A 19,469-nucleotide genomic window follows, 5' to 3' on the forward strand; every position below is an offset into this window, starting at 1 on the left:
GACGACGGGTCGCGCCGGAATCGACGCGTTACAGCAGACCGTGCGCGGCCAGCTTCTTGCGCAGGGTGGCGCGGTTGATGCCGAGCGCGACGGCCGCGCGGCTCTGGTTGTTGTCGTGGAAGTCCATCACTTCGCGCAGCAGCGGGGCTTCGACTTCGCGCATGACCAGGGCGAACAGACCGTCGTCGCAGGAGGTGTCGCCGATGTCCACAAGATAACGGCGGACGGTACGGCTGACGCATTCGTTGAGTGCGCTGCGGCCGGAGTCGGACGTGTCGACTTCCATGCGAGGCATTCGGACGGCGTTGGCGTGCATGTTCCCCTGGATGCTCCATATGCGGCGGCTGCGAGGTCGCCGGTTCTTGTTCGTTCGTGCTGCGGGCTCGCGCCGCCGGTCGGCGATCCTGCCGAAGGCATGCGCGCGAGAAACAGCAGTCTACTCGGCGCGCGTCTTATTTTGTAGCGCGACAGCGGTCGATGTCCGTGATCGGGCGCAGGGCTCGGCGAATCTACTGGAAGCTGAACTCGAAGGCGACGGCCTTCTTGCCGGGGTCCTTTACCTCGAATACCAGCGAAGCACTGGCGCCCGCGGCCAGGCCGGCGGATTGAGCCGCCGGGTCGTCGAGGTAGTCCGAGGGACGGAAGCGGCGCATGGCGATGCGGTTGCCGTCCAGGTCCGAGAGCGTGATCGCGACGACCGGATACGGCTGCGTGAACGAGGCATCGTTGCGCACCGTGGCGCTGATGATGAGCGCACCCGGCACCGAGGGATGCGGACGCACATCACGCGAGATCAGTTCCAGCTTGCTCAGGTCGGCGACCGGCGGCAGCGTGCAGCCGAGCCAGCCGCACAGGGTCTGCATCCAGGGACGTGTGTTCGGGTTGGCGGTGAGCGGGCGGCGTTCAGCCCAGACCAGCTGCGCCGCGAGCACCAGTGCCAGTGCGCCGCAGACAGCCGCCCAGCGCCCCACGCGGTGCGTCGTGCGTTGCGGCAGGCGCTGCAGCCGTGCGAACGAGGGCATGCCGGCGGGCGCGTCGTCCTCGTCTTCTGCGGCAGGCGGTGCGTGCGCGAACAGCGGCGCCTGCACAGAGTCCTCGGGACCGGCGCGCACCACGCTCATCATCAGCACCGGCGGCGCCGGGCTGGACGGGTGCACCGGCAGCGTCTCGTAGGTTTCCTCGGGCAGCTGCTCGGTCAGTGTCGGCAGGCAGTCGAAGGTCGCGCCGCACTTGCCGCACGCGACGGTGCCGTGCGCCTGCGCGACGGTCTCGGCGTCGAACGAGAAGACGGTCAGGCATTCGGGGCACTGGGCGTACATGGTTCGATTGTATGCCAAGCCGCGGCGCGCGAGGCGGCTCAGGCGCGGCGGCGTCCGTCGATGCGGATCCAGTCCTCGCGCTGCTGCGTGCGCAGGTCCTCGAACCACGGCGCGTAGCAGTCCAGCAGTTCGTGCTGCTGGCCGTCGAGGATGCCGGACAGGGCGAACGGCGCGCCCGGCTTCACCAGCGCGGCGAAGCGTTCGGCCAGCTCACCCAGCGGGCCGGCGAGGATGTTGGCGACGAAGACATCGGCCGGCGCGTCCGGCGCGTCCTCGGGAAGATGGACGTCCAGACGATCGCCGACGCCGTTGCGCTCGGCATTGTCGCGGGTCGCGGTCAGCGCCTGCGGGTCGTTGTCCACGCCCAGGGCGCGGGCGGCGCCGAGCTTCAGGGCGGCGGTGGCCAGTACGCCGGAGCCGCAGCCGTAATCGGTCACGCTGCGGCCGTCGAGGTCGAGGCCGTCCAGCCATTCCAGGCATAGCGCCGTGGTCGGGTGCGTGCCGGTGCCGAAGGCCAGGCCGGGGTCCAGGCGCACCACCACGGCGTCGGGTTCGGCGAACGTTTCGTCGTTCCACGGCACGATCCACAGACGGCGCCCGAAGCGCATGGGCTTGAACTGGTCCATCCAGGCGCGTTCCCAGTCCTGGTCGGCGACCGCGCGGAAGTCCAGCTGCGCCGGCTGCAGTTCGGGCAGGACGCGGCACAGTTCGGTGGCGATGAATGCGCGATCGGCGTCGTCCTCGAACAGTGCCGTCAGCACCACGCGGCTCCACAGCGGCGTCTGGTCCACGCCGGGTTCGAAGATGGCTCGCTCGTCCGGTGTCTCGGCGTCGGCATCCTGCAGCGTGACCGACAGCGCACCGAGCTCTTCCAGCGCGTCTTCGCACTCGGGCTGGCGGTCAGCGGGCAGGGTCAGGGAAAGTTCGAGCCAGGGCATGGTCGGTGGTCGCAGGTCGGGGCGCCGCAGCGTGCGGGGCCGGAAGGTCGAACGCCGCCCCGAAGCAGGGCGGCGCACCGTTCGGTGCGCAAGCGCCGGGTCGGCGCTCAGCCCATGCCGATGGCTTTTTCCTTGCGCTCGGCGATGCGCTTTTCCAGGTAATGGATGTTCTGGCCGCCGGTCTGGAAGCCGCCGTCGTCCATGATGCGCTGCTGCAGCGGCACGTTGGTCTTGATGCCTTCCACGACCATCTCCGACAGCGCGATGCGCATGCGCGCGATGGCGGTGGCGCGGTCGGGTCCGTGCACGATCAGCTTGCCGATCATCGAATCGTAGGTCGGCGGCACCTTGTAGCCGTCGTAGATGTGCGTGTCCACACGCACGCCGGGACCGCCCGGGGCCTCGAAGCGCTTGATGGTGCCGGGGCTGGGCATGAAGTTGTCCGGGTCCTCGGCGTTGATGCGGCACTCGATGGCGTGGCCGTTGATCTCCAGGTCTTCCTGCTTGATCGAGAGCTTCTCGCCGCTGGCGATCAGCAGCTGCTCGCGGACCAGGTCGACGCCGGTGATGAGTTCGGTCACCGGATGCTCGACCTGGATGCGGGTGTTCATCTCGATGAAGTAGAAACGCCCGTCCTCGAACAGGAATTCGAAGGTGCCCGCGCCGCGGTAGCCGATGCGGATGCAGGCGTCGACGCAGACCTTGCCGATCTCGGCGCGCAGCTCCGGAGTGATGCCCGGCGCCGGCGCTTCCTCGACGACTTTCTGGTGACGGCGTTGCATGGAGCAGTCGCGCTCGGCCAGGTGAATGGCGTTGCCCTGGCCGTCGGCCAGCACCTGGATCTCCACGTGGCGCGGGTTCTCCAGGAATTTCTCCATGTAGACCTGGTCGTTGCCGAAGGCGACGCGCGCCTCGGAGCGAGTGGTCGCGATGGCGTTGCCCAGATGCGCTTCGGTGTGCACCACGCGCATGCCGCGCCCACCGCCGCCGCCGGCCGCCTTGATGATGACCGGATAGCCGATCTCGCGGGCGATGCGCTGGCTGCGTTCCACGTCTTCGTCCAGCGGGCCGCCGGAACCGGGTACGCACGGCACGCCGGCTTCCTTCATGGCCTTGATGGCCTCGACCTTGTCGCCCATCAGGCGGATGGTGTCGGCCTTCGGTCCGATGAAGACGAAGCCCGAGCGCTCCACCTGCTCGGCGAAGTCGGCGTTCTCCGAAAGGAAGCCGTAGCCGGGATGGATGGCGCTGGCGTCGGTGACCTCGGCCGCGGCGATCAGTGCCGGAATGTTGAGGTAGCTCTGCGCGCTCGGCCCGGGGCCGATGCAGATGGCCTCGTCGGCCATGCCCACGTGCTTGAGATTGCGGTCGGCGGTCGAGTGCACGGCCACCGTCTTGATCCCCAGCGTGTGACAGGCGCGCAGGATGCGCAGGGCGATTTCGCCGCGGTTGGCGATGACGACTTTGTCTAGCATGGCGCGTTCCCGGCGGGTCAGGCGATCACGAACATGGGTTCGTCGAATTCGACCGGCTGGCCGTTCTCGACCAGGATGGCGACCACGGTACCGGCGGTTTCGGCCTCGATCTGGTTGAACATCTTCATCGCTTCGATGATGCCCAGCGTCTCGCCGGCCTTGACCTTCTGGCCGACCTTCACGAACGGGTCGGCGCCCGGCGTGGAAGCGGCGTAGAAGGTGCCGACCATCGGCGCCTTCACCTGGTGGCCGGCCGGCGTGTCGTCGGCGGCTTCGGCCGGAGCTGCGGGCTGGGCGGCCGGAGCGGGTGCGGCCGGTGCCGGAGCCACGGGGGCGGGCGCGGCCGCGACGGTCACGCCGCCTGCGGGCACGCGCGACAGGCGAACCACTTCCTCGCCTTCCTTGATTTCGAGTTCGGAGAGGTTGGACTCTTCGAGCAGGTCGATCAGTTTCTTGATCTTGCGCAGATCCATGGGATGAACCTTGTCAGCAGTAGGTCGAAAGGGATCAGCCGGCAAGCCGTGCGAACACGGCTTCCAGCGCCAGCCGGTAGCTGTCGGGGCCGAAGCCCGCGATCACGCCGACGGCCAGGTCGGAAAAATACGAATGACGGCGGAACGGTTCGCGCGTGTGCAGGTTGGACAGATGCACCTCGACGAAGTCGATCTCCACCGCGGCGAGCGCGTCGCGCAGGGCCACGCTGGTATGGGTGAACGCGGCCGGGTTGATCAGGATCGCGTCCACGCTCTCGTCGCGGGCCTGATGCACGCGGGCGATCAGCTCGTGCTCGGCGTTGGACTGGAACCAGGACAATTCATGCCCGGCCGCCTCGGCCCGCGCGGCGAGATCGGCGTTGATCTCGGCCAGACTGCGCGTGCCGTAGCGCTCGGGTTCGCGCACGCCGAGCAGATTCAGGTTGGGGCCGTGCAGGGCAAGAATCTTGGCCACGAAGATATTCACTGAACGCGACGTGCATCGCCGAAGGCGCAAGTGTGCGCGTGAGAATTCGAATTGTCCAGTTCGGCGTAGTTCGGCGACGTTCTTTGACGTTCGCGTCACAAATTCCGGGTCAGTGGCGCAGGTGGCGCGTGAAACCGCCCGTGGGCGCACTGTGCCGGTGCCTTCGCGGTCGATGGCGGGACGTTCGTGACGCGATCGCAACACGAGTCCGGCGGTCCAGCCGTCGGGCGATGGGCGACCGTCGAGCGCTCAGGTCGACGTGGAAAGACGGTTCAGCGAAGCCACTGCGCCAGTTGCCGGGTGCCCAGCGGGCCCAGGTGCGTGCGCACGATGCGGCCATCGGAATCGACCAGCACGCTGAAAGGCAGGGCCAGGCGCGTGTTGCCTAGCACGGCGCGGGGGTCGGGTTTCACGCCTTCACCGAGCAGGGTCGGGTAACCCGTAGGGTGATCGGCGAGAAAGGCGCGCACGGCCTGCGGGTCGTCCATCGCGATGCCAACGATTTGCGCCTTGTCCGCGTACGCGCGCTGCGCCGCGGTCAGCGCCGGCATTTCCTTGCGGCAGGGGATGCACCAGGTTGCCCAGAAGTTGATCAGTACGGTGCGGCCCTTCCACTGCGCGAGGGGTTGGGGATGGCCCTCGGCATCGGGCAGTGTCCAAGTGGGCAGAGCATCGCCGGGTGCACGCACGGTCACGCCGGCCGGTGGCGCCGGGGCGGTGGCCGTGAGCAACCTTTGCGCGATGCTCTGACCCATCTGCGTGGTCATCAGGCGGTCCAGCAGTTTCGGCGGTACGCCGTATTCGTACACGTACACGCCGAACAGGCCGAATCCGACGGCCGCGGCCAACAGCACGATGCCCAGCGAGGCGCTTCGGCTGCGGACCATCGGTTTACTGCGCCGCCTTCTCGACGGCCCTGCGCACGATGCCGGCGGTCAGCACGGAGGGCAGCTTCACACCTTCCGCACCGTTCTTGCCGAAGACCACGTAGACCGGCACGCCCGGCGAGTTCCAGCGCTTCAGGAAGGCGGTGATGGCCGGGTTCTCGTTGGTCCAGTCGCCCTTCATGTAGACCGTGCCGGTTCGCTTGAGCAAGTCGCGGAAGGCGTCGGTGTTCAGCACGGCGTGCTCGTTGGCCTTGCAGGTGATGCACCAGTCGGCGGTCATGTCGACGAACACCGGCGTGCCCTGCTTGCGCAGTTCGGCCAGCTTGGCCGGGGTGAACGCGACCATGCCCATGTCTGCCTGGGCACTCGCGGTGGCCGTTGGCGTGGGTACCTTGTGGATCAGCGCCAGCGGCACCAGCGCGATCAGCAGCAGCGCACCGGCCAGCACCTTGCTGGGAACACCGCGATGGCGGCTGCGCTCGAACCACCATAGCGCCATTGCCAGCAGCACGACGCCGACCAGCAGCAGGCCGGCTCCGTCGGCGCCGCGCTGGTTGGCCAGCACCCAAGTCAGCCAGACCGCAGTCAGGTATAGCGGGAACGCCAGCGTTTGCTTGAGCGTTTCCATCCACGCGCCCGGCTTGGGCAGCCATGCACCCAGTTTCGGGAAGAAGCCGATCAACAGGAACGGCAGCGCCAGCCCCAATCCCAGGGTGAGAAACACGAGCAGGGAAATCATGGGTGGAGCAGCCAACGCGAAGGTGGTCGCCGCGCCCATGAAAGGAGTCGTGCATGCGCTGGCGACGACGACCGCCAGCACGCCAGTGAAGAAGTCGCCGCGTAGCCCGGGTTTCTGGGTAAGCGATTGGCCGACATTGGCAAGACCGGCGCCGAATTGCACTACGCCAGAAAAGCCCAGTCCCATGGCGAAGATCAGGTAGACCATCGAACCCACGAACAGAGGTTGCTGGAGCTGAACGCCCCAGCGCGCGCCCAGGCCGGCAACAATCAGGCCGAGTATGCCGAATGAGGTCAGCACGCCGGCGGTATAGGAGAGCGCGTGGTTCCGTGCGTTCTTCGGACTGCCGCCACTTTCGAGCAAAGTGATGGCCTTCAGCGACAGAACCGGGAGTACGCATGGCATGAGGTTGAAGAGCAGTCCGCCGATCAGCGCTAAAAGCAGCACGAACAGCAGGTTCGGCGATGCACTGGTCGTTTTCGGCGACTCCTTCGGACCGCCATCTCCGTTGCCGGAGGCCGGCGGCAGGGCGACATCGACGGTGCGCGTCATCACTGGGTAGCAGATGCCGTCCTCCAGGCAGCCCTGGAAGCGCGCCTGCAGCTTCACGTGATCGGTCATTCCGCGCGTGATCGGCAGCGGCACCTCGACCTGGTCGAAGTAGACGATGCTGTCACCCGAGTATTGGTCGTGATAGGCCACGCCGTTGGGCCACTGCGGCGTGCCCAGCTTCGCGCCGTCGGCGTCGAGCAGCGTCAGCTCGGTTTTGTCGCGGTACAGGTAGTAGTGCTTCGGCATCGTCCAGCGAAGCAGCAGCGTGTTCGGTGCGGTGGCGATGGCCTCGAAGCGGAAGGCCTGCTCGGCCGGCAGGGCGTCGCCGGACGATGCGTTCTTGCCGCCGTCCGTCAGCATCTCGCTGGAGTTCTTGCCGATCGCGGTCAGCAGATCGGTGCCGCCGGCCTTGCCCTGGGTGGCCGCGCCGTTGCCGGGCAGCGTCATGGTCAGGGTCTTGGTGTACGGCGGGTAGCAGATCTTCGGATCGACCTCGTGGCAGCCCTGCATCTTCACCGCCAGCGTCAGGGTCTTCGCGTTCTTGTCCTGCAGCGTGTAGGGCAGCGTGGCGTCGATGGCGTGGTGGTAGATCTCGATGTCGCCCAGGTATTCGTCGTGTTCCTTCAGGCCGTCGGGCAGCTGCAGCGAGCCCAGTGTGGCCGCGCCGCCAGACGCCTTGGCCGAGATGCGGCTGCGATACAGGTAGTAGTCGGGCGCGATGGTCCAGTGCAGGTGGATCGTGCCCGGCGTGCGTACTTCGGCGGTGACCTGGTAGGCCTGCTCGACTGGCAGCAGACCGTCGACTTCCTGCGCGGCCAGCGGCGGCGCCAGCGCGCACAGGGCCAGCAGTGCAGTCAGCAGCAGGAGGGCGGAACGACGGAACAGAAGATGCATCGGGGACTCCGGTCCGCGCTTCGTAGCGCGGGCTCGCGTACGGGGTGAGGTAGTCATTATGACCGTGCGGGCGGCGAATCGCTTACAGCGACGCTTTCGCCCAGCCAGTCCAGGTAGGCCGGCAGGCCGTCAGCGATGTTCAGCGCGATCAGCTCGGGCACGTCGTACGGATGCAGCTCGAGCAGGCGCGCCTGCAGAGCCGCGACGGCCGCGGCGCGGGTCTTGATGAGCAGCAGCACTTCGGTGTCCTCCTGTACCGCGCCTTCCCAGCGGTAGGTGGAGGTCAGGCCGGGCAGACGGCTGACGCAGGCGGCCAGGCGCGCCTCGACGAGCGCGCGGGCGATGCGCGCGGCCGAGGCTTCGTCGGGGCAGGTGCACAGCAGCAGTCGGGCGTCGGTCATGGCATTCGGTCGCGTGAGCGTCGGACCAGTCTACGCAGCCGCGGCAGCGCGTGCAGGGGACTTTTTTCATGGCGGCCCTTGAAAGCGTCGCAGGGGTCCTCCATCTGGCGTGACAGGGCGGCGCGGTCTTCAAAACGGGATCGGCTGCCGCTAAAATTGGCACTCAACACCGCCGAGTGCTAACAAGGCGGTGAAATTTTCTTCAACATCAACGACTTGGTGGAAATGTCATGAGCAAACTGCGTCCGCTGCACGACCGCGTGATCGTCAAGCGCCTGGAAGAGGAGAAGGTCTCCGCAGGCGGCATCGTCATCCCCGATTCGGCCACCGAAAAGCCGATCCGCGGTGAAGTCCTGGCCGCCGGCGAAGGCAAGATCCTGGACGACGGCAAGGTCCGCCCGATGGCGGTCAAGGTCGGCGACAAGGTCCTGTTCGGCAAGTACTCGGGCACCGAGGTCAAGGTCGAGGGCGACGAACTGCTGGTCCTGCGCGAAGACGACATCGTGGCGGTGATCGAGGGCTGATTCCGCGCCTCCGGTCCGGCGCCGCATTCCGATGCCGAGCGCCGACCGCTGCGGGGACGCCGTCCGGCACCTACCTCCGATTTTCCATTACTGATTACCGAAAAAGGTTGAACCATCATGGCAGCTAAAGAAGTACGTTTCGGCGAAGACGCCCGCGCGCATCTGCTCAAGGGCGTGAACACGCTCGCCAACGCGGTCAAGGTCACGCTGGGCCCGAAGGGCCGCAACGTCGTGCTCGAGAAGAGCTTCGGCGCCCCGACCATCACCAAGGACGGCGTGTCCGTCGCCAAGGAAATCGAGCTGGAAGGCAAGCTCGAGAACCTCGGTGCGCAGATCGTCAAGGAAGCCGCTTCCAAGACGTCCGACATCGCCGGTGACGGCACCACCACCGCCACCGTGCTGGCGCAGGCGTTCATCCGCGAGGGCATGAAGGCGGTCGCCGCCGGCATGAACCCGATGGATCTGAAGCGCGGCATCGACAAGGCCGTGACCGCGGCCGTCGGCGAGCTGAAGAACCTGTCCAACCCGACCGCCGACGACAAGGCGATCGCCCAGGTCGGCACCATCTCGGCCAACTCCGACGCCAACATCGGCGACATCATTGCCGAGGCCATGAAGAAGGTCGGCAAGGAAGGCGTGATCACGGTCGAGGAAGGCTCGGGCCTGGACAACGAGCTGGACGTGGTCGAGGGCATGCAGTTCGACCGCGGCTACCTGTCGCCGTACTTCATCAACAACCAGCAGAGCCAGCAGGTCGAGATGGAAGACCCGTTCATCCTGCTGCACGACAAGAAGGTCTCCAACGTGCGTGACCTGCTGCCGGTGCTCGAGGCCGTCGCCAAGGCCGGCAAGCCGCTGCTGATCGTTGCCGAGGAAGTCGAGGGCGAGGCGCTGGCCACGCTGGTGGTCAACACCATCCGCGGTATCGTCAAGGTCGCCGCCGTCAAGGCGCCGGGCTTCGGTGATCGTCGCAAGGCGATGCTGGAAGACATGGCCGTGCTGACCTCCGGTCAGGTCATCTCCGAGGAAGTCGGTCTGCAGCTGGAGAAGGCCACGATCAACGATCTGGGTCGTGCCAAGCGCGTCGTCATCACCAAGGAAAACACCACCATCATCGATGGCGCCGGTGAAGCCGAGAAGATCCAGACCCGCATCGGCCAGATCAAGGCGCAGATCGAGGAGACCTCCTCGGACTACGACCGCGAGAAGCTGCAGGAGCGCGTGGCCAAGCTGGCCGGCGGCGTGGCCGTCATCAAGGTCGGTGCCGCCACCGAGGTCGAGATGAAGGAGAAGAAGGCGCGCGTCGAGGACGCCCTGCACGCCACGCGTGCGGCCGTCGAGGAAGGCGTGGTCCCGGGCGGCGGCGTCGCCCTGATCCGCGCGCTGTCCGCGGTCGAGGGTCTGACCGGCGACAACGTCGACCAGAACCACGGCATCGCCATCACCCGTCGCGCCCTGGAAGCGCCGCTGCGCGAGATCGTCAGCAACGCCGGCGAAGAAGCCAGCGTGGTGCTGAACAAGGTCAAGGAAGGCAAGGGCAACTTCGGCTACAACGCCGCCACCGGCGAATTCGGCGACATGATCGAATTCGGCATCCTGGACCCGACCAAGGTCACGCGTTCGGCGCTGCAGAACGCTTCCTCGGTCGCCGGTCTGGCCATCACCACCGAGGCCGTCGTGGCCGAACTGCCGAAGGACGACAGCGCCGATGCCGGCGCCGGTGCCGGCGGCATGGGTGGCATGGGCGGTATGGGTGGCATGGGCGGCATGATGTAAGCCCGGTCATTCGACCTGCGACACGAAAAACCCCGCTTCGGCGGGGTTTTTCTTTGTCCGGTTTCCGCGGGTGCGGCGGCGTACAATGGCGGATTGTCCCGGGGAATCCACGCGCATGGCGCTCAGCTCCACCATCCACAAGGCCGAACTGTCGATCAGCGACATGGATCGGCATTACTACGCCAGCCACGCGCTGACCGTTGCCCGTCATCCGTCGGAGACTGAACAGCGCATGATGGTGCGGCTGCTGGCATTCGCGCTGTACGCCGATGACCGGCTGCGGTTCGGTCGCGGCCTCAGCGATGACGACGAGCCGGCGCTGTGGCGTAAGGACTACAGCGAGGCGATCGAGCTGTGGATCGACGTCGGCGAGCCGGACGAGGCTCGCGTGCGCAAGGCCTGCGGTCGGGCGCAGCAGGTGGTGGTGATCAATTACGGCGGGCATGCCGCAGAGCTGTGGTGGGCGCGCGTCGGTGCGACGCTGCGGCGTCACCGCAATTTGTGTGTGCTGGACGTGGATGCCTCGACGCTGGAGCAGCTGGTCGCGCGCTGCGATCGCGGCATGCGCTGGCAGTGCCTGATCCAGGACGGCGAATTGCAGCTCATCGATGGCGACCGCACGCTGGCGGTGCGGCTGGATGCGCGCATGGGCGACTACGCGGTGGCCTGACTCCCGGTCATCGCGGCGACGGGCGCGGATCGAGCCGCGTCCGCCGGTCGCTGTTCGAAGGGGTCAGGGTGAGGAGACCGATGGTGTCGCCGCCTGCGGCTGGGAGTTCGGCATCGTGTCGGCGGCGGTCCGGGCGTGTTCCGAAGGCGTCGACGGCGAGGCCATCGTCGCGGCCTTCGCCCACAGCGCATCGTCGAGTTTGCCCTTCAGGCGCAGGCGGGCGATGTTGGTCATGCCCTTGTCCAATTGCTTCTGATCGGCGTCTTCGTCCGGTTTCGGCGCGTCCGGTGCGCGCGTGAGCGCGGCGAGCTTCGGTGCGACCAGCTGCGTCAACGCGAAGTAGTTGTCGTGGATCGCGGTGCGCGCCAGTAGCATGCCCGGCAGTTCCCACGCGGCCACGTTCTTTTCGACCGGCTTGCCCGTCTTCAGGCGCGAGGTGTCGATCAGCAGGTACGGCACGGTCTGTACCAGGAAGCCCTGGCCGTTGCGGAAGCCGGCCTGCTGGAACGCCGGCACGATGGCCGGCAGGTGATCGCCGAAGAACACGATCAGCGTCGGCCGCTTGCGCTGGGCCAGCGTGTCGGCCAGGCGGCCCAGCTGCTGGTCGGCATGGCGGATGTGGTAGATGTAGTTCTGCAGCTCGACCTTGGCCTGTCCCGTCACCGTCGGCGGCACCGGAATGGCGTCGCGCACCTTGGTGTCGATGCCGAAATCCTGGTTGTACGGCCCGTGTGCCTCGATGCTGATGCCGAGCACGAAGCGCGGCGGTCCGTCGGCCGGCAGCTGACGCAGAAGTTCGTCGGTGAACGACTTGTCGGACATGTACTTGCCGTCGTGCACCGCGTCGTTTGGCGGGAAGTCGTTCTGCGAGACGAAGCGGTCGAAGCCCAGCGCCTTGAACGCCGTGGAGCGGTTCCAGAAGCCCGGATCGTTGCCGTGCACGGCCAGGGTCTCGTAGCCGTGCTGCTTCAGCAGCCGCACGATGCCGGGAATGGTCTTGCTGTGGATCTGCAGGTACGGGAACTGGATATCCGGGAAGTAGCGCAGCGGCAGACCGGTGAGCACTTCGAACTCGGTGCGGATGGTGCCGCCGCCGAAAGTCGGCGAATGCATCTCGCCGGACACGCCGTGCCGGGCCAGTCGCCGCAGGTTGGGCATGAAGTCGGTGCCCTGCGGATAGCCGTTGAGGATGGTCGGGTCGAAGAACGACTCGCTCAGAATGACGATGATGTCGGGCTTGCCGTCGTTGTCGGCCGCCGCGTTGTCCGCGGATTTCGCGCGCTGGATCGCCGGGTCGTAGCTGGCCATCATCTGCAGTGCGTCGCCGACGTTGGGCTTGTCCTTTTCCGCGCTGTACTGCAGGCGGAACAGCATCAGCGAGCTGATCAGGCCGGTGTGTTTGGCGGTGGCCTTGGCCGACCACGGCTGCATGCCCAGCGCGCCGCGGCTGTAGACCACGGACCAGGAAGAAAGGCCGAGCGCGAGGGTGCCCAGCAGCGCGAACGCGATCATGCCGCCGGCGAGCCGGTGGCGCGAACGGCGCTGCAGCAGCCGTGGCTCGTAGCGGATCAGCGCCGCCAGCAGCACGATGCCGCCGAGGATCAGCAGATACGGCCATGCGCTGTGCGGCAGGTAGCCGCTGAGCAGTTCGCCGCCGCCGTCGCCCATCTGTCCGACCATCTGGAAATCGGCCGGCATCAACGGCGAGCCGAGGTTGGCGACTTTGAGCGCATTGACGCCGAACACCAGTGCTTCCGCGCCGAGGGCGAGCACGAAGGCCAGCAGCGCCTTGCGCATCAGCACCAGCAGGAACAGTGCCAGCAGCAGGCCGGGCAGCGCATTGGCGATCATGCGCCAGGGCGCGGCCCACCAGTGCGCCCAGGCCGGGGAACTCCACAGCGCGCGCGGTGCGACCCCGGCACCGCCATCAAGCAGGCTCGTGGCCAGCACGAACAGCGCCGACAGCACGACGAGAAGCCCCGCCTTCGACCACGGCGACCATTGCGCCAGGGGCTTGATGTGTACGGAATGTGTCATGGACGAACCCGCATCGTGGCTTGCCGTGCGCCGTCGTGGCGCATCTCTGCAAGCATACTGAAGTGTAAATGTAACGATACGGACATGAACGCCAGATCACGAACGAAACGCCGGTATGCGGCCGTTCAGGTGCTGGCGTGCGGCGTCATGCAGGCGATAATGCACGCATGAGCACCCTTCCGTTGCCGCAATCGCTCGAGAGCCGGGTGGCCGAGCGTTACGCCGAAATCATCGCCCGTTGCCGCACGGCCGGCGTCACGGTTCAGGATGATGCCGGCGTCGCCGAGCGCATCCGCCGCATGCTGCTGGTCAGCGATTTCGCCGGCGAGGTGCTGATGCGCCAGCCGCACTTGCTCGGCGCGGCCGGGCTCGACTGGCTGCGTGGCGGGGGCGATGTCGCGACCCGCGCAGAAAAACTGCATCTGCCCGAGGATGAGACCGGGTGCATGCGGGCCTTGCGCGAGTTCCGCGATGCCGAGGCGATGCGCCTGGTGTTCCGCGACGCCAACGGGCTGGATGCGCTCAGCGACACGCTCGGCGATACCAGCGCGTTGTACGAGGCGCTGCTCCAGCGCGCGCTGGCCTGGTCGGAGGCACACATCGCGGAGCGTTTCGGCGTGGCGCGTAACGTCGAGGGCGAAGCGCAGAGGCTGGTGGTGCTGGGTTTCGGCAAGCTCGGCGGCAACGAGCTGAATTTCTCTTCCGACGTCGATCTGATCCTCAGCTATGCCGAGTCGGGCCAGAGCGACGGTCATCGCAGTCTCGACAACGGCGAATATTTCGCGCGCGTGGGTCGGCAGTTCGTGCGTCTGCTGGCCGAGCCGACCGAGCAGGGCATCGTCGCCCGCGTCGATCTGCGCCTGCGTCCGTTCGGCAGCGCAGGCCGCCTGGCACTGCCTTTCTCGGCGATGGAGCAGTACTACCAGCGCGAAGGGCGCGACTGGGAACGTTACGCCTGGATCAAGGCCCGTCCGGTGGCCGGCGACCGCAGCGCGGGCAAGGTCCTGCTGCAGATGCTGCGTCCGTTCGTGTACCGCAAGTACCTCGATTACACCGCCTTTGCCGGATTGCGCGACATGAAGGCGCGCATCGATGCCGAGGTGGCGCGCAAGGACCTGTCGGAGAATCTGAAGCAAGGGCCGGGCGGCATTCGCGAGATCGAATTCGTGGTGCAGTTGGAGCAACTGATCCGCGGTGGCCGTGATCCGTCGCTGCGTGTGCGCGGTCTGGTCCCGGCGTTGGACGCCTGCGAGGCGCACGGGTACATCCCGGGGCGGCGTGTGCGACGGCTGCGCGAGTCGTGGGCCTTTCTGCGACATCTGGAGAATCGCGTGCAGATGCTGCGCGATGCACAGACCCACGACGTGCCCGACGACCCGATGCTGCGCGAGCGACTCGCGTTGGGACTGGGCTATGCGGACTGGGCGGCGCTGGCGACCGAGCTGGCGCAGCATCGCGCCGCGGTCACCGAGGAATTCCACGCGGTGCTGGTGCCCGAGGCCGGTGCGCACGCCGCGGCGCCCGCGGATGACACCGCGCTGTGGCGTGCGGCCACCGAACAGGTGCTGACCCCGGAGCGGCTGCGGGACAGCGGTCTGTCCGACGCGCAGACGCTGGCCGATGCCCTCAACAAGCTGCCCCAGGCCGCCACCGTGCGTGCGATGTCGGCGCGCAGTCGCGAGCGGCTGGAGCGATTGATGCCGCAGTTGATCGCCGCCGCCCGTGCGACCGCGGCGCCGGAGATCTGTCTGCGCCGTCTGACCCGGCTGGTGCAGGCGGTGGCGCGGCGCTCGTCCTACCTGTCGTTGCTGGAAGAGCAGCCGGCCGCGCGCAAGCGGCTGGCGCAGCTGTTCGCCGAGCGCGCCTTCCTGGCCGAGTGCGTGATCGCGCAGCCGCTGCTGCTGGACGACGTATTCGATCCGCGCATGGAGCACCTGCCGCTCAAGCGTGCCGACATTGCCGACGAGATCGCCCGCGCGCTCAAGGCGCTGGACGTGCGCGACGCCGAGGGCGATCTGGAGCGTATCAACGAATTGAAGGCCAGTCTGGCGTTCCGACTGGGGTTGGCGTTCAGCGATGGTCGCGCGGACGCGGTCGCCTGTGCGCGGCGCCTGGCGGGGCTTGCGGCCGAGACCGTCGGCGCAGTGCTGGCGCTGGCCGAGCGCGAGCTGGTGGCCCAGCATGGCCGTCTGCCCGGCGAGGGCTCCGGTTTCAGCGTGCTTGGCTACGGCAGTCTGGGCGGCGATGAGCTGGGGTTCGCCTCGGACCTGGATCTGGTGTTCGTGTTCGACGGCGAGCGCGCGCAGCAGCGCAGCGACGGTGCGCGGTCGCTGGACGGCGTGCGTTGGTATCAGCGGCTGGCGCAGCGGGTGATGCACTGGCTGTCCGTGCTGACCCGCGCCGGTCGGTTGTACGAGGTCGATGCGCGTCTGCGGCCGGATGGCGCCAAGAGCATGCTTGTCACCAGTCTCGAAGCCTTTGATGCCTATCAGCGCGGGCGGGCCTGGACCTGGGAGCACCAGGCATTGCTGCGCGCGCGGCCGGTGGCAGGCGATGCGGCGCTCGGCGAGCGTCTGCGCGCGGTTCGGCGTGACGTGCTGTCGCAACCACGCGATCCCGGGCGGGTGCGTGATGAAGTGCGGGAGATGCGGCGGCGCTGGCGGCGGGAGCGTGACCGCTCACATGCGATGCAGCTGGATCTGAAACAGGGTGCCGGTGCGCTGCTGGACATCGAATTCCTGCTGCAGGGGCTGGTGCTGTCCCATGCGTCGAAACACCCGGCGCTGCTGCAGCACACGGCCAATGCGGCGTTGATCGATGCCTGCGCGGCGGAGGGGCTGCTCGACGGCGCGCAGGCGGAAGTTCTGCATGCCGCGCACGAGGCGCTCCTGCAGCGTTCGCTGGAGTGCACGCTCGACAACCGACCGCGGCTGTTGCCGCGGTCGGCGTCGATCGAGCGTCATTGCGAAGCCGTGATGCGTACGGCGGAGGCGCTGGGGTTCGACTTCGAGGCGTCGGAGGACGCCGGTCCACCAACTTGGGGCGGCGTCAGCCCAGGCGCTGCTTGAGCTGCTTGGACACGTTGCCCATGTCGGCGCGGCCGGCGGCACGCTCCTTCAGCAGGGCCATGACCTTGCCCATGTCGCGCATGGACTCGGCGCCGGTCTCGGCGATGGCAGCGTCAATCATGGCCGTCAATTCTGCTTCGTCCAGCTGGGCCGGGAGGTAGGCCTCGATCACGCCGATCTCGAAACGCTCGGTTTCAGCGAGATCCTCGCGCCCGGCGCTTTCGTACTGGCTGACGGAATCTCGGCGCTGCTTGAGCATCTTCTCCAGTACGCCCAGCACCTGAGCTTCATCCAGCTCGACACGCTCGTCGACTTCCCGCTGCTTGATGGCGGCGTTGATCAGGCGAATGACGCCCAGGCGCGGCTTGTCGCCGCTGCGCATGGCGGTCTTCATGTCTTCGGTAAGCCGGGATTTCAGGGTCATGAGGTTTTCCTGGTGAAAGACTGCAAACGCGAAAAGCCGGTGTCGAGATCTCGACACCGGCCAATGCAGGCATGTTGTGCGCAGGGCTCGGTGTCACCGCGCCGCCGAAGCGGTCGGGCGAATCAGCCGCGCGCAGGCTGCCTGATGCTCAGTACAGACGCGTGCGGCGCGCGGTATCGCGCGACAGGCGGCGCAGGTGACGCTTCACCGCAGCCGCGCGCTTGCGCTTGCGCTCCTGAGTCGGCTTCTCGTAATACTCCCGCTTGCGGGTTTCGGCGAGCACGCCGGCCTTTTCGCAGGTACGCTTGAAGCGACGCAGGGCGAGCTCAAACGGCTCGTTCTCGCGGACTTTGACGCTGGGCATGGAATCTCCACTTGGTAAACTGGCCCGCTGAAATCGGGCGAGCCGCGAAGTATAACGTGTACATGAGCAAATTTTCAAAGCCTGTGTTGGGCATCGAATCGTCCTGCGATGAGACCGGGGTGGCTGTGTATCAGCCGGGGCGCGGTCTGCTGGCCCATGCGCTGTACTCGCAGGTGAAACTGCACGCCGATTACGGCGGTGTGGTGCCGGAACTGGCCAGCCGCGATCACGTGCGCAAGCTGCTGCCGCTGGTGCGCGAGACGCTGGATCGTGCCGGGCTGGGCATGCGCGATCTTGGCGGCGTGGCCTACACGGCCGGGCCGGGGTTGGTCGGCGCGCTGTTGGTCGGCGCCAGCGCGGCGCGCGCGATGGCCTGGGCGCTGGATCTGCCGGCCATCGGCGTGCACCACATGGAAGGGCATCTGCTGGCGCCGCTGCTGGAACCCGATCCGCCGCAGCCGCCGTTCGTGGCGCTGTTGGTGTCCGGCGGCCACTCGATGCTGGTCGCGGTGCGCGGCATTGGCGACTACGAGGTGCTGGGCGACACCCTGGACGACGCCGCCGGCGAGGCCTTCGACAAGACCGCCAAGCTGATGGGGCTGCCGTACCCGGGCGGCCCGGCGCTGGCCGCGGAGGCGCTGAAGGGCGATCCGGACGCCTTCCATTTCTCGCGTCCGATGACCGACCGACCCGGTCTGGATTTCAGTTTCTCGGGCCTGAAGACGCAGGTGCTGCTGGCCTGGAACAAGAGCGATCGCAGCGAACAGACCCGCGCCGATGTCGCCAGCGGTTTCGAACAGGCCATCGTCGAGACGCTGGCGATCAAGTGCCGGCGAGCGCTGGAAACCACCGGCATGTCGCGTCTGGTGATTGCAGGCGGCGTCGGTGCCAACCGTCGCCTGCGCGCGCAGCTGGCCGAGGCCGGCGAGCGTGAGGGCTTCAGCGTGCACTTCCCGCGGCTGGAGTTCTGCACCGACAACGGCGCGATGATCGCGCTGGCCGGCGCCATCAGGCTGGCCGCCGGGCAGGAGCAGGGGCCGCAGATCCGCGTGCAGCCGCGCTGGAGCCTGGAAACGCTGGAGCCGGTGCCGACCGCCTGAGCGCTTGCCGCTACACTGTCCGGCCTGCAACGCACCACTGCATCCGAGGAAGGGCATGGATATCGTCTTCATCGAACGACTCAAGATCGACACCATCATTGGCATCTACGAGTGGGAGCGGATGGTGCGCCAGACGGTGACGCTGGATCTGGACATGGCGTTCGACAACACCGCGCCGGCCGCCACCGACAACATCGACGACGCGCTGAACTACAAGGCGGTGTCCAAGCGTCTGATCGAGTTCGTCGAAGGTTCCGACTTCGGGCTGGTCGAGACCCTGGCCGAACGCTGCGCGCAGATCGTGCGCGAGGAATTCGGCGTGACCTGGCTGAAGCTTCGGCTGCGCAAGCCGGGCGCGGTGCGCGGCGCCAAGGCCGTCGGCGTGCAGATCGAGCGCGGTACGCGTCCCGAATGACCGCGGTTCTTCTCAGTCTGGGCAGTAATATCGAGCCCGAGCGCCACCTGCGCGCGGCGCTGACGGCGCTGCGCGAGCGTTTCGGCGCACTGCGCATCTCGCCGACCTACCGTACTGCGTCCGTGGGCTTCGAGGGTGCGGCGTTCCTCAATCTCGGCGTCGGTCTCGATACCGACCTGGAGCCGGAAGCGTTGAACGCCTGGCTGCACGCGCTGGAGGATGCCGAGGGTCGCCGCCGCGACGGACCGCGTTTTTCCAGTCGCACGCTGGACATCGACATTGTGCTGTTCGGCGACCGCGTCGTGCGCGGTCCGGGTCACCTGCAGATTCCGCGTGACGAACTTCGCCATGCCTTCGTGCTGAAGCCGCTGGTCGACATTGCGCCTGAGACCGTGGTGCCGGGCGATGGCCGCACGCTAGCGCAGCTGTGGGCCGTGCACCCGGATTACGAACGCGCCTTCGAGGTCTGCGCGCTGGAACCTGTCGCGACGGGCGCTTCCGCCAGCAAACAGGTATCCGGCTCATGACGTTGCGCAAGCAGAATCTGGTTGGAGTCTGGACCCTGGAGCGCTTCGTCGTGCATCGCGCCGACGGTGAGGATTTCGTCTGGCCAGGGAGGCAGAGCGGCACGCTGATCTACACCGATGACGGCTATGTCAGCGTCGCGCAGAACCGCGATCCGCTGCCCGATCCGACGCCGGAGGACCGCGCCCGCGAGTCCAACTTCTACACCGGCACCTATGTGCTGGACCTCGAGCACGGCCGTGTCGTGCACACGCCGCTGCAGTCCAGCGCGCCGGCCATCATCGGCGTGCCCGCCGAGCGCGCTGTGACGATGGATGCAGAGGGGCGGCTGTGGCTTTCTGGAGTGGGGCTGAAGGAACGCGTGACGCTGGTCTGGCGGCGGGCCTGAGACCCCGGGCGCA

The 19,469-nt window shown here is 67.2% G+C and carries 20 protein-coding genes; 8 read left to right on the forward strand and 12 right to left on the reverse strand.

The genetic code is table 11. The features are described 5' to 3' along the window. Nucleotides 1–28 precede the first annotated feature (28 nt). The 9 genes from BTJ49_RS04420 to cutA all read right to left on the reverse strand — a co-directional run bounded on the left by BTJ49_RS04420 (nucleotide 29) and on the right by cutA (nucleotide 8,165). A complete protein-coding gene (locus tag BTJ49_RS04420; RefSeq protein ID WP_240601732.1) occupies nucleotides 29–286 on the reverse strand; it encodes a helix-turn-helix domain-containing protein in 258 nt (85 codons plus the stop codon). Nucleotides 287–509: 223 nt separating this feature from the next. After that, a complete protein-coding gene (locus BTJ49_RS04425) occupies nucleotides 510–1,319 on the reverse strand; it encodes a zinc-ribbon and DUF3426 domain-containing protein (RefSeq protein WP_113064170.1) in 810 nt (269 codons plus the stop codon). Between the two features lie 38 nt (nucleotides 1,320–1,357). Beyond that, complete coding sequence (gene prmA, locus BTJ49_RS04430) at nucleotides 1,358–2,257, reverse strand: 50S ribosomal protein L11 methyltransferase (protein ID WP_113064171.1); 900 nt, start codon at nucleotides 2,255–2,257, stop codon at nucleotides 1,358–1,360. 107 nt (nucleotides 2,258–2,364) lie between these two features. Next, on the reverse strand, nucleotides 2,365–3,732 hold the full coding sequence (accC, locus tag BTJ49_RS04435; RefSeq protein ID WP_113064172.1) for an acetyl-CoA carboxylase biotin carboxylase subunit: 1,368 nt from the start codon (nucleotides 3,730–3,732) through the stop codon (nucleotides 2,365–2,367). Between the two features lie 17 nt (nucleotides 3,733–3,749). Then, a complete protein-coding gene (accB, locus tag BTJ49_RS04440) occupies nucleotides 3,750–4,205 on the reverse strand; it encodes an acetyl-CoA carboxylase biotin carboxyl carrier protein (RefSeq protein ID WP_113064173.1) in 456 nt (151 codons plus the stop codon). Nucleotides 4,206–4,239: 34 nt separating this feature from the next. Next, nucleotides 4,240–4,680, reverse strand: coding sequence for a type II 3-dehydroquinate dehydratase (gene aroQ, locus BTJ49_RS04445; protein WP_113064544.1), 441 nt, complete (start codon nucleotides 4,678–4,680; stop codon nucleotides 4,240–4,242). Nucleotides 4,681–4,964: 284 nt separating this feature from the next. Then, a complete protein-coding gene (locus BTJ49_RS04450) occupies nucleotides 4,965–5,579 on the reverse strand; it encodes a TlpA disulfide reductase family protein (protein ID WP_240601733.1) in 615 nt (204 codons plus the stop codon). 4 nt (nucleotides 5,580–5,583) lie between these two features. After that, on the reverse strand, nucleotides 5,584–7,764 hold the full coding sequence (locus tag BTJ49_RS04455) for a protein-disulfide reductase DsbD (RefSeq protein WP_113064174.1): 2,181 nt from the start codon (nucleotides 7,762–7,764) through the stop codon (nucleotides 5,584–5,586). A 56-nt stretch (nucleotides 7,765–7,820) separates the two neighbouring features. Then, nucleotides 7,821–8,165: a divalent-cation tolerance protein CutA gene (gene cutA, locus BTJ49_RS04460; RefSeq protein WP_113064175.1), complete on the reverse strand. Its 345-nt coding sequence runs from the start codon at nucleotides 8,163–8,165 to the stop codon at nucleotides 7,821–7,823. 230 nt (nucleotides 8,166–8,395) lie between these two features. Between cutA and groES the strand changes: the two genes are divergently transcribed. The 3 genes from groES (at nucleotide 8,396) to BTJ49_RS04475 (ending at nucleotide 11,135) form a co-directional block, all read left to right on the forward strand. Beyond that, the gene (gene groES / locus BTJ49_RS04465) at nucleotides 8,396–8,689 is read left to right on the forward strand and encodes a co-chaperone GroES (protein WP_113064176.1); all 294 of its coding nucleotides are present in this window, start codon (nucleotides 8,396–8,398) and stop codon (nucleotides 8,687–8,689) included. Nucleotides 8,690–8,806: 117 nt separating this feature from the next. Beyond that, the gene (groL, locus tag BTJ49_RS04470; protein WP_113064177.1) at nucleotides 8,807–10,465 is read left to right on the forward strand and encodes a chaperonin GroEL; all 1,659 of its coding nucleotides are present in this window, start codon (nucleotides 8,807–8,809) and stop codon (nucleotides 10,463–10,465) included. Between the two features lie 115 nt (nucleotides 10,466–10,580). Next, nucleotides 10,581–11,135: a YaeQ family protein gene (locus BTJ49_RS04475; RefSeq protein ID WP_113064178.1), complete on the forward strand. Its 555-nt coding sequence runs from the start codon at nucleotides 10,581–10,583 to the stop codon at nucleotides 11,133–11,135. Between the two features lie 63 nt (nucleotides 11,136–11,198). Here BTJ49_RS04475 and BTJ49_RS04480 read toward each other — a convergent pair whose 3' ends face one another. After that, entirely contained in the window at nucleotides 11,199–13,172 is a 1,974-nt protein-coding gene (locus tag BTJ49_RS04480) for an LTA synthase family protein (protein ID WP_113064179.1), read from the reverse strand. A 167-nt stretch (nucleotides 13,173–13,339) separates the two neighbouring features. On the opposite strand from BTJ49_RS04480, the gene glnE reads away from it, so the two are divergent. Then, complete coding sequence (glnE, locus tag BTJ49_RS04485; protein ID WP_113064180.1) at nucleotides 13,340–16,240, forward strand: bifunctional [glutamate--ammonia ligase]-adenylyl-L-tyrosine phosphorylase/[glutamate--ammonia-ligase] adenylyltransferase; 2,901 nt, start codon at nucleotides 13,340–13,342, stop codon at nucleotides 16,238–16,240. Here glnE and BTJ49_RS04490 read toward each other — a convergent pair. Further along, nucleotides 16,221–16,664 carry a GatB/YqeY domain-containing protein gene (locus tag BTJ49_RS04490; protein ID WP_113064181.1) on the reverse strand — a complete coding sequence of 148 codons (444 nt, stop codon included), beginning with the start codon at nucleotides 16,662–16,664 and terminating at the stop codon, nucleotides 16,221–16,223. The two genes, glnE and BTJ49_RS04490, sit on opposite strands and share 20 nt — an antisense overlap. 148 nt (nucleotides 16,665–16,812) lie before the next feature. Then, nucleotides 16,813–17,028, reverse strand: coding sequence for a 30S ribosomal protein S21 (gene rpsU, locus BTJ49_RS04495; RefSeq protein ID WP_043099318.1), 216 nt, complete (start codon nucleotides 17,026–17,028; stop codon nucleotides 16,813–16,815). 62 nt (nucleotides 17,029–17,090) lie between these two features. On the opposite strand from rpsU, the gene tsaD reads away from it, so the two are divergent. Genes tsaD through BTJ49_RS04515 form a run of 4 tightly spaced genes read left to right on the forward strand, consistent with a single transcriptional unit; the run spans nucleotide 17,091 to nucleotide 19,456 of the window. Then, a complete protein-coding gene (tsaD, locus tag BTJ49_RS04500; protein WP_113064182.1) occupies nucleotides 17,091–18,128 on the forward strand; it encodes a tRNA (adenosine(37)-N6)-threonylcarbamoyltransferase complex transferase subunit TsaD in 1,038 nt (345 codons plus the stop codon). 55 nt (nucleotides 18,129–18,183) lie between these two features. Next, a complete protein-coding gene (gene folB, locus BTJ49_RS04505; protein WP_113064183.1) occupies nucleotides 18,184–18,543 on the forward strand; it encodes a dihydroneopterin aldolase in 360 nt (119 codons plus the stop codon). After that, nucleotides 18,540–19,070, forward strand: a complete 531-nt coding sequence (folK, locus tag BTJ49_RS04510) for a 2-amino-4-hydroxy-6-hydroxymethyldihydropteridine diphosphokinase (protein WP_113064184.1) — start codon at nucleotides 18,540–18,542, stop codon at nucleotides 19,068–19,070. Before folB ends, folK begins: the two co-directional genes overlap by 4 nt. Next, nucleotides 19,067–19,456: a lipocalin-like domain-containing protein gene (locus BTJ49_RS04515; protein ID WP_113064185.1), complete on the forward strand. Its 390-nt coding sequence runs from the start codon at nucleotides 19,067–19,069 to the stop codon at nucleotides 19,454–19,456. The genes folK and BTJ49_RS04515 overlap by 4 nt, the downstream gene beginning before the upstream one ends. Nucleotides 19,457–19,469: the final 13 nt, after the last annotated feature.

The organism is Oleiagrimonas sp. MCCC 1A03011 (genome assembly GCF_003267965.1).
Lineage (GTDB): Bacteria > Pseudomonadota > Gammaproteobacteria > Xanthomonadales > Rhodanobacteraceae > Oleiagrimonas > Oleiagrimonas citrea.

What these genes read in the sequence shown, in the direction of transcription:
- BTJ49_RS04420 (WP_240601732.1), bottom strand. Translation starts at nt 286, where the DNA reads ATGGAAGTCGACACGTCCGACTCCGGCCGCAGCGCACTCAACGAATGC.
- BTJ49_RS04425 (WP_113064170.1), bottom strand. Translation starts at nt 1,319, where the DNA reads ATGTACGCCCAGTGCCCCGAATGCCTGACCGTCTTCTCGTTCGACGCC.
- prmA (WP_113064171.1), bottom strand. Translation starts at nt 2,257, where the DNA reads ATGCCCTGGCTCGAACTTTCCCTGACCCTGCCCGCTGACCGCCAGCCC.
- accC (WP_113064172.1), bottom strand. Translation starts at nt 3,732, where the DNA reads ATGCTAGACAAAGTCGTCATCGCCAACCGCGGCGAAATCGCCCTGCGC.
- accB (WP_113064173.1), bottom strand. Translation starts at nt 4,205, where the DNA reads ATGGATCTGCGCAAGATCAAGAAACTGATCGACCTGCTCGAAGAGTCC.
- BTJ49_RS04450 (WP_240601733.1), bottom strand. Translation starts at nt 5,579, where the DNA reads ATGGTCCGCAGCCGAAGCGCCTCGCTGGGCATCGTGCTGTTGGCCGCG.
- BTJ49_RS04455 (WP_113064174.1), bottom strand. Translation starts at nt 7,764, where the DNA reads ATGCATCTTCTGTTCCGTCGTTCCGCCCTCCTGCTGCTGACTGCACTG.
- cutA (WP_113064175.1), bottom strand. Translation starts at nt 8,165, where the DNA reads ATGACCGACGCCCGACTGCTGCTGTGCACCTGCCCCGACGAAGCCTCG.
- groES (WP_113064176.1), top strand. Translation starts at nt 8,396, where the DNA reads ATGAGCAAACTGCGTCCGCTGCACGACCGCGTGATCGTCAAGCGCCTG.
- groL (WP_113064177.1), top strand. Translation starts at nt 8,807, where the DNA reads ATGGCAGCTAAAGAAGTACGTTTCGGCGAAGACGCCCGCGCGCATCTG.
- BTJ49_RS04475 (WP_113064178.1), top strand. Translation starts at nt 10,581, where the DNA reads ATGGCGCTCAGCTCCACCATCCACAAGGCCGAACTGTCGATCAGCGAC.
- BTJ49_RS04480 (WP_113064179.1), bottom strand. Translation starts at nt 13,172, where the DNA reads ATGACACATTCCGTACACATCAAGCCCCTGGCGCAATGGTCGCCGTGG.
- glnE (WP_113064180.1), top strand. Translation starts at nt 13,340, where the DNA reads ATGAGCACCCTTCCGTTGCCGCAATCGCTCGAGAGCCGGGTGGCCGAG.
- BTJ49_RS04490 (WP_113064181.1), bottom strand. Translation starts at nt 16,664, where the DNA reads ATGACCCTGAAATCCCGGCTTACCGAAGACATGAAGACCGCCATGCGC.
- rpsU (WP_043099318.1), bottom strand. Translation starts at nt 17,028, where the DNA reads ATGCCCAGCGTCAAAGTCCGCGAGAACGAGCCGTTTGAGCTCGCCCTG.
- tsaD (WP_113064182.1), top strand. Translation starts at nt 17,091, where the DNA reads ATGAGCAAATTTTCAAAGCCTGTGTTGGGCATCGAATCGTCCTGCGAT.
- folB (WP_113064183.1), top strand. Translation starts at nt 18,184, where the DNA reads ATGGATATCGTCTTCATCGAACGACTCAAGATCGACACCATCATTGGC.
- folK (WP_113064184.1), top strand. Translation starts at nt 18,540, where the DNA reads ATGACCGCGGTTCTTCTCAGTCTGGGCAGTAATATCGAGCCCGAGCGC.
- BTJ49_RS04515 (WP_113064185.1), top strand. Translation starts at nt 19,067, where the DNA reads ATGACGTTGCGCAAGCAGAATCTGGTTGGAGTCTGGACCCTGGAGCGC.